This is a genomic window from Pantoea sp. CTOTU49201 (genome assembly GCF_032054795.1).
Classification (GTDB): Bacteria; Pseudomonadota; Gammaproteobacteria; order Enterobacterales; family Enterobacteriaceae; genus Pantoea; species Pantoea symbiotica.
Window position 1 is genome coordinate 1 of sequence record NZ_DAMBSA010000183.1, and the last position, 8,827, is coordinate 8,827.

At 54.7% G+C, this 8,827-nt stretch carries 8 protein-coding genes and 1 pseudogene; 7 read left to right on the plus strand and 2 right to left on the minus strand.

From position 1 onward, the window contains the following. Nucleotides 1–80, minus strand: a pseudogene (locus tag RTY00_RS13755) (DeoR/GlpR transcriptional regulator); the annotation flags it as partial. A gap of 376 nt (nt 81–456) precedes the next feature. On the opposite strand from RTY00_RS13755, the gene RTY00_RS13760 reads away from it, so the two are divergent. The 7 genes from RTY00_RS13760 to RTY00_RS13790 all read left to right on the plus strand — a co-directional run bounded on the left by RTY00_RS13760 (nt 457) and on the right by RTY00_RS13790 (nt 8,123). Then, nucleotides 457–1,254 (plus strand): GolD/DthD family dehydrogenase, encoded by a 798-nt coding sequence (locus RTY00_RS13760; RefSeq protein WP_312664831.1) that lies wholly within the window; start codon nt 457–459, stop codon nt 1,252–1,254. Between the two features lie 63 nt (nt 1,255–1,317). After that, the gene (locus tag RTY00_RS13765) at nt 1,318–2,253 is read left to right on the plus strand and encodes a D-ribose ABC transporter substrate-binding protein (RefSeq protein WP_008102877.1); all 936 of its coding nucleotides are present in this window, start codon (nt 1,318–1,320) and stop codon (nt 2,251–2,253) included. Nucleotides 2,254–2,295: 42 nt separating this feature from the next. Beyond that, nucleotides 2,296–2,907: a DUF2291 family protein gene (locus RTY00_RS13770; RefSeq protein ID WP_008102880.1), complete on the plus strand. Its 612-nt coding sequence runs from the start codon at nt 2,296–2,298 to the stop codon at nt 2,905–2,907. A 9-nt stretch (nt 2,908–2,916) separates the two neighbouring features. Further along, nucleotides 2,917–4,437, plus strand: coding sequence for a sugar ABC transporter ATP-binding protein (locus RTY00_RS13775; protein ID WP_312664832.1), 1,521 nt, complete (start codon nt 2,917–2,919; stop codon nt 4,435–4,437). 19 nt (nt 4,438–4,456) lie between these two features. Further along, nucleotides 4,457–5,524, plus strand: a complete 1,068-nt coding sequence (locus RTY00_RS13780) for an ABC transporter permease (protein WP_008102883.1) — start codon at nt 4,457–4,459, stop codon at nt 5,522–5,524. Nucleotides 5,525–5,535: 11 nt separating this feature from the next. Next, complete coding sequence (locus RTY00_RS13785; protein ID WP_312664834.1) at nt 5,536–6,333, plus strand: glucose 1-dehydrogenase; 798 nt, start codon at nt 5,536–5,538, stop codon at nt 6,331–6,333. A gap of 353 nt (nt 6,334–6,686) precedes the next feature. Beyond that, nucleotides 6,687–8,123: a YchO/YchP family invasin gene (locus RTY00_RS13790; RefSeq protein ID WP_312664835.1), complete on the plus strand. Its 1,437-nt coding sequence runs from the start codon at nt 6,687–6,689 to the stop codon at nt 8,121–8,123. Between the two features lie 90 nt (nt 8,124–8,213). Here RTY00_RS13790 and RTY00_RS13795 read toward each other — a convergent pair. Further along, nucleotides 8,214–8,827 (minus strand): porin (locus tag RTY00_RS13795; RefSeq protein ID WP_312664836.1); only part of this gene is annotated, 614 nt, incomplete at its 5' end.

Below are 8,827 nucleotides of genomic sequence, written 5' to 3' on the forward strand. Positions count from 1 at the left end.
GTGCCGTCTTCGCGGATCATCTCCAGAATCTTCTCACGGCGCTGCTGCATATCAGCCAGCTGCTCAGTTTTGCTTTTCAATCGAAATGCTCCCTCTTTCCAATCACGGTCTGGTTTCGCCAATAAGGAAACCCGAGCTGATTTTACTCTGCGTTTTGGGCATTTGCGAGGCAGCTTCCAGAATCATTCGTTTTCGAATGAAAATCATTATCTGCTATGCGATTGATTTCGCAGAAAGCCACTAGCAGCTCTCTCCATGTTATAAATTCAGTAATTTACGCAAAGTTAATAAAATCATGGGGATGAATTTTCTTGCTGCGATTTGTATGAAATTTGATCTCCTCCACAAACCATTATTAAACGATAGCTTATATTTTTGTTCGAAAATGATATTTACTAAAACGATAACCCGGCCAGCCGTAAGCAGAGCCGCCGTACACCATTATGGAGAGAGACGATGAGTGGGGAATATGACGTTAACCTGCGCTACGGCGTAAACATTGAGCAGGATTTAACCAGTAAAGTGGCGGTGGTCACTGGCGGGCTGGGCGGGATTGCGATGGCCAGTAACGCCATGCTGCTGGAGAAGGGCGCACGGCTGGCGCTGCTCTATCCGCCTTTTGAAAGCGAAAAAGTGGCGGGCGTGCAGGATCAGTTTGCTGCCGATCGCGTGCTACTGGTGTGCTGCGACGTGACGGATCCAGCCTCGGTTGAAGCGGCATTTGATAACGTCGAACAGCATTACGGTCAGATCGATATCCTGGTGAACTGCGCGGGCTACGTGATGTTGCAACCGGTGTTAGAAACCGATTTTGCCGAGTGGCAAAAGCAGATCGACGTCAATCTTACCGGACCTTTCCTCTGCTCGCAGGCAGCCGGTAAACGCATGGTGCGCGCCGGTAACGGCGGAAAAATCATCAATATCGCCTCGCAGGCCGCTTCTATCGCTATCGATAACCACGTTGCCTACACCTCAGCCAAAGCCGGTCTGCTCGGCATGACCAAAGTGATGGCCAAAGAGTTCGCTCCCTATCGCATCAACGTTAATACCTTGTCGCCCACCGTGGTGCTGACGCCGATGGGTGAAAAAGCCTGGCGCGGCGAAAAGGGCGAGCAGATGAAAAAGCTGATCCCACTCGGACGCTTTGCCTATACCGACGAAATCGCCGCCGCGGTGCTGTTCTTCGCCAGCAACGGCAGCGACATGATCACCGGCGCAGACTTAATGATCGACGGTGGTTTTACCATCTGGTAAGCCGCGCCAACACCAGAACGGCTGACCCTGCGTGACCCAATATAACAATGAGAGAACCTCACCATGAAAAAACGTACCCTGCTGTTAACTGCCATCGCCAGTTGCATGATCTCCCAAGCCAGTTTCGCTGCCGATAAAGGCACCATCATGATTCTGGTGAACTCGCTGGATAACCCGTATTACGCCTCCGAAGCCAAAGGTGCCAACCTCAAAGCACAGCAGCTGGGCTATAAAACCAGCGTGCTGTCGCATGGCGAAGATGTGAAAAAACAAAGTGAACTGATTGATGCCGCCATCGGCAAAAAGGTGCAGGGCATCGTGCTGGATAACGCCGACTCCACCGCCAGCGTGGCCGCCATCAAAAAAGCCAAAGATGCTGGCATTCCGGTGGTGCTGATCAACCGTGAAATCCCGGTAGACGACGTAGCGCTGGCGCAAATCACCCACAACAACTTCCAGGCCGGCTCCGACGTGGCGAACGTGTTTGTTGAGAAGATGGGTGAAAAGGGCAGCTATGCGGAACTCACCTGCAACCTCGCCGACAACAACTGCGTGACGCGCTCCAAATCCTTCCATCAGGTGCTCGACCAATATTCCGACATGAAAAGCGTCGCGCGTCAGGATGCCAAAGGCACGCTGATTGACGGCAAACGCATCATGGACAGCATTCTGCAGGCGCATCCGGATGTGAAAGGGGTGATCTGCGGTAACGGCCCCGTGGCGCTGGGTGCGATTGCGGCTCTGAAAGCGGCGGGCCGTAACGACGTCATCGTGGTCGGCATTGATGGCAGCAATGATGAACGTGACGCGGTGGAGAAAGGCGATCTGAAAGCTACGGTGATGTTACAGGCGCAAGCCATTGCGGCGCAGGGCGTGACCGACCTCGACAACTTTATTCAGAAAGGCACCAAGCCTGAGAAGCAACGCGTGATGTTCCGCGGCATTCTCATCACGCCAGACAACGCCAAAGGCGTGCAGGACTTTAACTTCAAGTCGTAATCAATGCGGTGCGCCCGTCTATCGGGCGCCCAGGAGAATGTGATGCACAGACGACTCTGGTTACTGCTTCCTGTCGTGATCCTTAGCGGTTGCCGCATTGTGTCGCAGCAGGAGCTGGCCGACCTGAAAAATCCTCCCAATCCCAAAATGGGCAATATTGCCCAAACGTGGCAACAAAAACTGGTGCCACAAATTCAACATGATGCGAAGCCGGTGGCTGAGTTGTTGAATGCGCTGAAGTCCGCCAAAGATTTTGATAGCGCCTGTAAAACCTATGGTTATCGCAGTCAGGAAGAGAACCCGTGTGTGTTCAGTGTCAACGTGAGCGGCGAAGTCACCGCCGTCAACACCACGTCGCGTAATGGCCGGATGACGGTGAAGGATGTGTCCGGTGACAACATCACTGTGCAGGTTGGCCCGATTTTTCCCGGTACGGTGTTGCGCGATGCCTATAAAGGTGCCAGCTATCAGGACTTTAACGATCAGGTGCTGTTCGGCGACTACAGTCGCGCGATCAATCAGCAGGCGGCGAACATGATGAGTGCTTTCAAGCCCAAAGTGGGTGACAAAGTGCAGCTTGCTGGCGTGTTTAGCAGCTTCGATACGCCGGAGCAGGTGCCGAATGTGACACCTGCGGCGATTACACGTCAGTAAGGAGCGGATATGCAACAGCCTCAACATGACGTGATTATTGAAACCCGCAACGTGTCGCGCATCTATCCCGGCGTCACCGCGCTGGATCAGGTCAATTACCGCGTCTATCGCAACAAAGTGAACGTGCTGATTGGCGAAAACGGCGCGGGCAAATCCACCATGATGAAAATGCTGGCTGGCGTCGAGATCCCCTCATCGGGCGAGATTCTGCTGGACGGCGCAGCGGTGTCGCTGAGCTCCACGCATCAGGCGGAAAAACAGGGCATCAGCATTATCTTTCAGGAGCTGAATCTGTTTCCCAACATGAACGTGATGGACAACATCTTCATGGCCAATGAGTTTTTCCAGCGCGGCGTGATCAACGAGAAGTACCAATATTCGCTGGCCAAAGCGCTGCTGGAACGGCTGGAACTGGATGTCGATCCCTACGCGCCGCTGGCTGAACTCGGTATCGGCCATCAGCAGCTGGTGGAGATCGCCCGCGCGCTATCAAAAGACACACGCGTGCTGATCATGGATGAACCGACCAGCGCGCTCAGCCAGTCAGAAGTGAAGGTGCTGTTCAACGTCATCGACCAGCTGAAACGGCGCGGCGTCACCATTATCTATATCTCTCATCGGTTAGAGGAGCTGATGGAGATTGGCGATCACATCACCATCTTCCGCGACGGACGCTTTATCAGCGAACGCGAAGTTCGCGATGCCTCGATTCCGTGGATTATCGAGCAGATGGTGGGCGACAAGAAGAAACACTTCGATTACCAACCGGCGACCCAGGGCGAAACGGTACTCAGCGTCAACGGGCTCACCGCGCTGCATCAAAACGGCGGCTACAAGCTCAATGATGTCTCTTTCTCGCTGCGCAAAGGCGAAGTGATTGGCATCTACGGCCTGCTGGGCGCGGGACGCACCGAGTTGTTCAAGGGGCTGATTGGCATGATGCACTGTCAGTCGGGCAGCGTCAGTCTAAATGGCGAAGCGCTGGAGAAACGCAGTTTCCAGCAGCGACTGAAAAAAGGTATCGCGCTGGTACCAGAAGATCGTCAAACCGAAGGCGTGGTGCAGCTGATGTCGATCACCGCCAACATGACGCTCAGCGATCTTAGCCTGCGCGGCTTCCGCCGCTGCTGGCGCATGCTCAATCCGCACAAAGAAAAGAGCCGCGTTGATGAAATGATTGGTCATCTCGCCATCAAAGTCAGCGATGCCGAATTGCCGATCACCTCCTTAAGCGGCGGCAATCAGCAAAAAGTGGTGCTGGGCAAAGCCCTGATGACCGGGCCGCAGGTGGTGCTGCTGGATGAGCCGACGCGCGGCATCGATGTGGGGGCAAAAACCGACGTCTATCACCTGATTGGCAACCTGGCGCAGCAGGGATTGGCAGTGATGTTCTCCTCGTCCGAGCTGGATGAAGTGATGGCGCTGGCTGACCGCATTTTGGTGATGGCGGATGGTCGTATCACCGCCGATTTACCGCGCGCGGCGGCCACGCGCGAAGCCCTGATTAGCGCCTCAACGCCGCATGATTGAGCCCGCTGGAGAGTAAACGATGAATCAAAAATACCTGATCTACATGTACCTGCTTAAGGCGCGCACCTTTATTGCCTTATTAATCGTGGTGAGTTTCTTCAGTTTTATGGTGCCTAACTTTCTCACCACCTCCAACCTGCTGATCATGACACAGCATGTGGCGATCACCGGCTTGCTGGCGATCGGCATGACGCTGGTGATTTTGACCGGCGGCATCGATCTGTCAGTGGGCGCGGTGGCGGGCATTTGCGGCATGGTGGCGGGCGCGCTGCTCACCAACGGCGTTCCGCTGTGGGGCGGCAATGTGCTGTTCTTCAACGTGCCCGAAGTGATTCTGGTGGTGGCGCTGTTCGGCGTGGCGCTGGGATTGATTAATGGCACGGTGGTCACGCGACTTGGCGTGGCGCCCTTTATCTGTACGCTCGGCATGATGTACGTGGCACGCGGCGCGGCGCTGCTGTTCAACGATGGGAGCACCTATGCCAACCTCGTCGGTACGCCAGCGCTCGGCAATACCGGCTTCGCTTTGCTCGGTTCCGGTTCGGTGCTGGGCGTGTATATCCCGATATGGATGATGCTCGGCTTCCTGCTGCTGGGCTTGTATCTGACACGCAAAACGCCGCTCGGTCGTTACATCTACGCTACAGGCGGCAACGAATCGGCGGCGCGCCTGGCGGGCGTACCGATTATCAAGGTCAAAGTGTTTGTCTACGCTTTTTCCGGTTTGTGCGCCGCGCTGGTCGGTTTGATTGTGGCGTCGCAGCTGCAAACCGCGCATCCGATGACCGGCAATATGTTCGAGATGGATGCCATCGGTGCCACGGTGCTGGGCGGCACGGCGCTGGCGGGCGGACGCGGGCGCGTATCGGGCTCAATTATCGGCGCTTTTGTCATCGTGTTCCTCGCCGATGGCATGGTGATGATGGGCGTCAGCGATTTCTGGCAGATGGTGATTAAAGGTTTGGTAATTGTTACTGCGGTGGTGATCGACCAGTTCCAGCAAAAATTACAAAGTAAGGTGGTGCTGCTGCGCAGACATGAAAAAAAGCAGCAATCGGCCGCCCTGCCTGAAGCGACACATGGATAACAGGAGGCAATATGACACGCGATTTTAGTGGAAAAACGGTGGTGATTACCGGCGCATGCCGCGGCATTGGCGCGGGCATTGCGGCGCGTTTTGCCCGCGACGGCGCGCGATTGGTGATGGTGTCAAATTCGGAGCGCGTCTTCAGCACTGCGCAGACAATCGAGCAGCAGTTTGGTAATGAGATTCTGGCGCTGCAGGTCGATGTTACCGATGAAAATGAGGTACAGCAGCTCTATCAGCAGGCGGCTGAACGCTTCGGCAGCATTGATGTGTCGATTCAAAATGCAGGCGTCATCACCATCGATCGCTTCGACTCGATGCCGAAAAGCGATTTCGAGAAGATCCTTGCGGTGAACACCACGGGCGTGTGGTTGTGCTGTCGGGAAGCGGCGAAATATATGGTCAAGCAGGGCAGCGGCAGCCTGATCAATACTTCGTCCGGTCAGGGACGGCAGGGCTTCATTTATACGCCGCACTATGCGGCCAGCAAGATGGGCGTGATCGGGATTACCCAGAGCCTGGCGCTGGAGCTGGCGCCGTGGCATATCACGGTGAATGCCTTCTGTCCGGGCATTATTGAGAGTGAAATGTGGGACTACAACGATCGCGTGTGGGGCGAGATCCTCAGCAGCGATAAAAAGCAGTATGGCAAAGGCGAATTGATGGCGGAGTGGGTAGAAAACATCCCGCTTAAGCGCGCAGGACAGCCGGAAGATGTCGCTGGTTTAGTGGCTTTCCTCGCTTCTGACGATGCACGCTATATCACCGGGCAGACCATCAATGTGGATGGCGGTTTGATCTTCTCCTGATAGTTCACCGTAGGGCCGCCATTTATGGCGACCTGGCTTCCAGGTGCCCATTAATGGGCACCCTACGAAACAATCGCTGCATCCGCCGGGTCGCCATTTATGGCGACCTGGTATTCCAGGTGCCCATAAATGGGCACCCTACAAAACAATTGCTGCATCCGTAGGGGCGCCATTTATGGCGACCTGGTTTCCAGATGCGCACGAATGCGCACTCTACAAATCCGAAAGTACCCGCTATTGTCTTAATCGAAACCAGACATTTCCGGCACTTGCATCAGAATATGCTAGGGTAGACTTATGCAGTTTTGTGAGCCACCTCTAATTCTGAACCGGGTCGAACCCTATTTTTAGCTATGTTATCTACTTTGTTATCACTCAAAAGCGTGCGATATCTCTCTGGTTTTTCATTACTTGCGGCATCCGCGCCTGCGCTGGCGTTGATTTCTGACACTAAACTCGCCGATGCGCCGTTTAGCGATCCAACACGTTTTCAGAAAATGGCCGATCAGTTGCCTGCATTGGGCTATCAGGACGAAACCGAAGCGTTCAACAAAAAGCTGGCGACCATTGCCAAAAGCATTGGCGAAGCCAGCCAGAACAGCACGGACGACAATTCGTTAAGCCAGCAGGCCGGACTGTGGGCCTTTAATCATTTCCGCGATGAAGTGGGAAATCGCCTGGTCAATGAAGGTCAATCATTGCTGTCGCCGTATGGCAACGCACAGATCGACTTCAACGTGGACATCGATGGCAACTTTAACGGCAGCGGTGCTTCGCTGCTGACACCGTGGGCGGATAACTATCGCTATTTGACCTTCAGTCAGGTGGGTTTCCATCAAACCGATGATGGGCTGGTGGGCAATGTGGGTCTCGGCCAGCGCTGGATGGCGGGCAAATGGCAACTGGGCTATAACGGCTTTGTTGACCGCATGTTCAGCAGTGGCCTGCAGCGCGCTTCGCTGGGTACCGAAGCGTGGGGCGACTATCTGCGCTTCTCCGCCAACTATTACACGCCGCTCTCAGGCTGGCAGGATCGCAATCCTTTCCAGCAGCAGCGTATGGCGCGCGGCTACGATTTCACCACCCAAGGCTATTTGCCGCAGTATCGTCAGCTCGGTGCGTCGGTGAGCTGGCAGCAATATCTTGGCGATAACGTCGATCTGTTTAGCTCCGGCAATCGCTACCACAATCCGTCGGCGTTGACCTTTGGTGTCACTTACACGCCAGTGCCGCTGGTGACCTTATCCGCCAGCCACAAAACCAGCGACAGCGGTGAGAGCCAGGATCAACTTGGCTTGCGTCTCAACTATCGCTTTGGCGTGGCGCTCAGCCAGCAACTGAGTCCGGATAACGTAGCGGCGGCGCACTCGCTGCGCGGCAGTCGCTACGATAACGTGACGCGCAGCTATACGCCGGTGCTGGAATATCGCCAGCGTAAAACGCTGTCGGTGTTTCTCGCCACGCCGCCGTGGCAGCTAAATGGCGGAGAAAGTTTGCCGTTGAAACTGCAGATCCGCAGCACCAATCCGATCGTTAAAGTGATGTGGCAGGGCGATACCCAAGCGCTAAGCCTGACGCCGGGTGCTAATCCCAACGATCCGCAGGGCTGGAGCGTAATAATGCCCGCGTGGGATAGCTCGCCGGGCGCGCATAACAGTTATCGCTTGTCGGTGGTGTTAGAGGACAGCAAACAGAATCGCGTCACTTCGAACGAAATCGTCCTGCAATTGCAGCCGCCGTTCTCATTGGATCAGGGTGATGACAATCGCTTTGATTTGATGGCGCCGTAATCGCATCACGCCAATAAAAAAGGGCAGCTTTCGCTGCCCTTTGCGCATATTCAGCCGACACTAGCCGAATAGCTATGAGGGTAATGCAACTTAGAACTGGTAAACCAGACCTACAGCGGTGACATCGTCAGTTGGGATGTTCAGCGCATTGTTATCTTTCAACAGGTTAATCTTGTATTCAGCATACACAGACATGTTTTTGTTGAAGTAGTAAGTCCCGCCAACACCAACGTATTTGAAGATGTCAGCGTCGCCAATACCTTCAACGTCTTTAGCTTTAGAGGATACGTAGCCGATTGAAGGACGCAGACCGTTCAGGAACTGGTACTGTGCAACCGCTTCAAAATTCACCGCTTTGTTAGCAAAACCACCCGTGATTGGCGTCGCGTTCAGCGTTTCGCCGTAGATGGTTGCCAGGTAAATTTGGTTTGCGTCGTATTTCAGACCTGCGGTCCAGTGCTGCGCTTTGTCACCGTCACCACGCGCTGCCAGGTTCTGGGTATTGGTACGATCCAGGCTGGCGTAGGCCGCCAGCAGGCTCAGACCGAAATCGAAGTCATATGAGGTTGAAAGCGCATAGCCATCACCATTCGAACGGCGTACTGCAACGCTTGCATCGGTACGATCGTTTTTACCTTCGTACTGAGCCGCAACGTTCCAGCCTTTCACCAGACCGAAGAAATCTTTGTTGCGCCAGGTCAGCA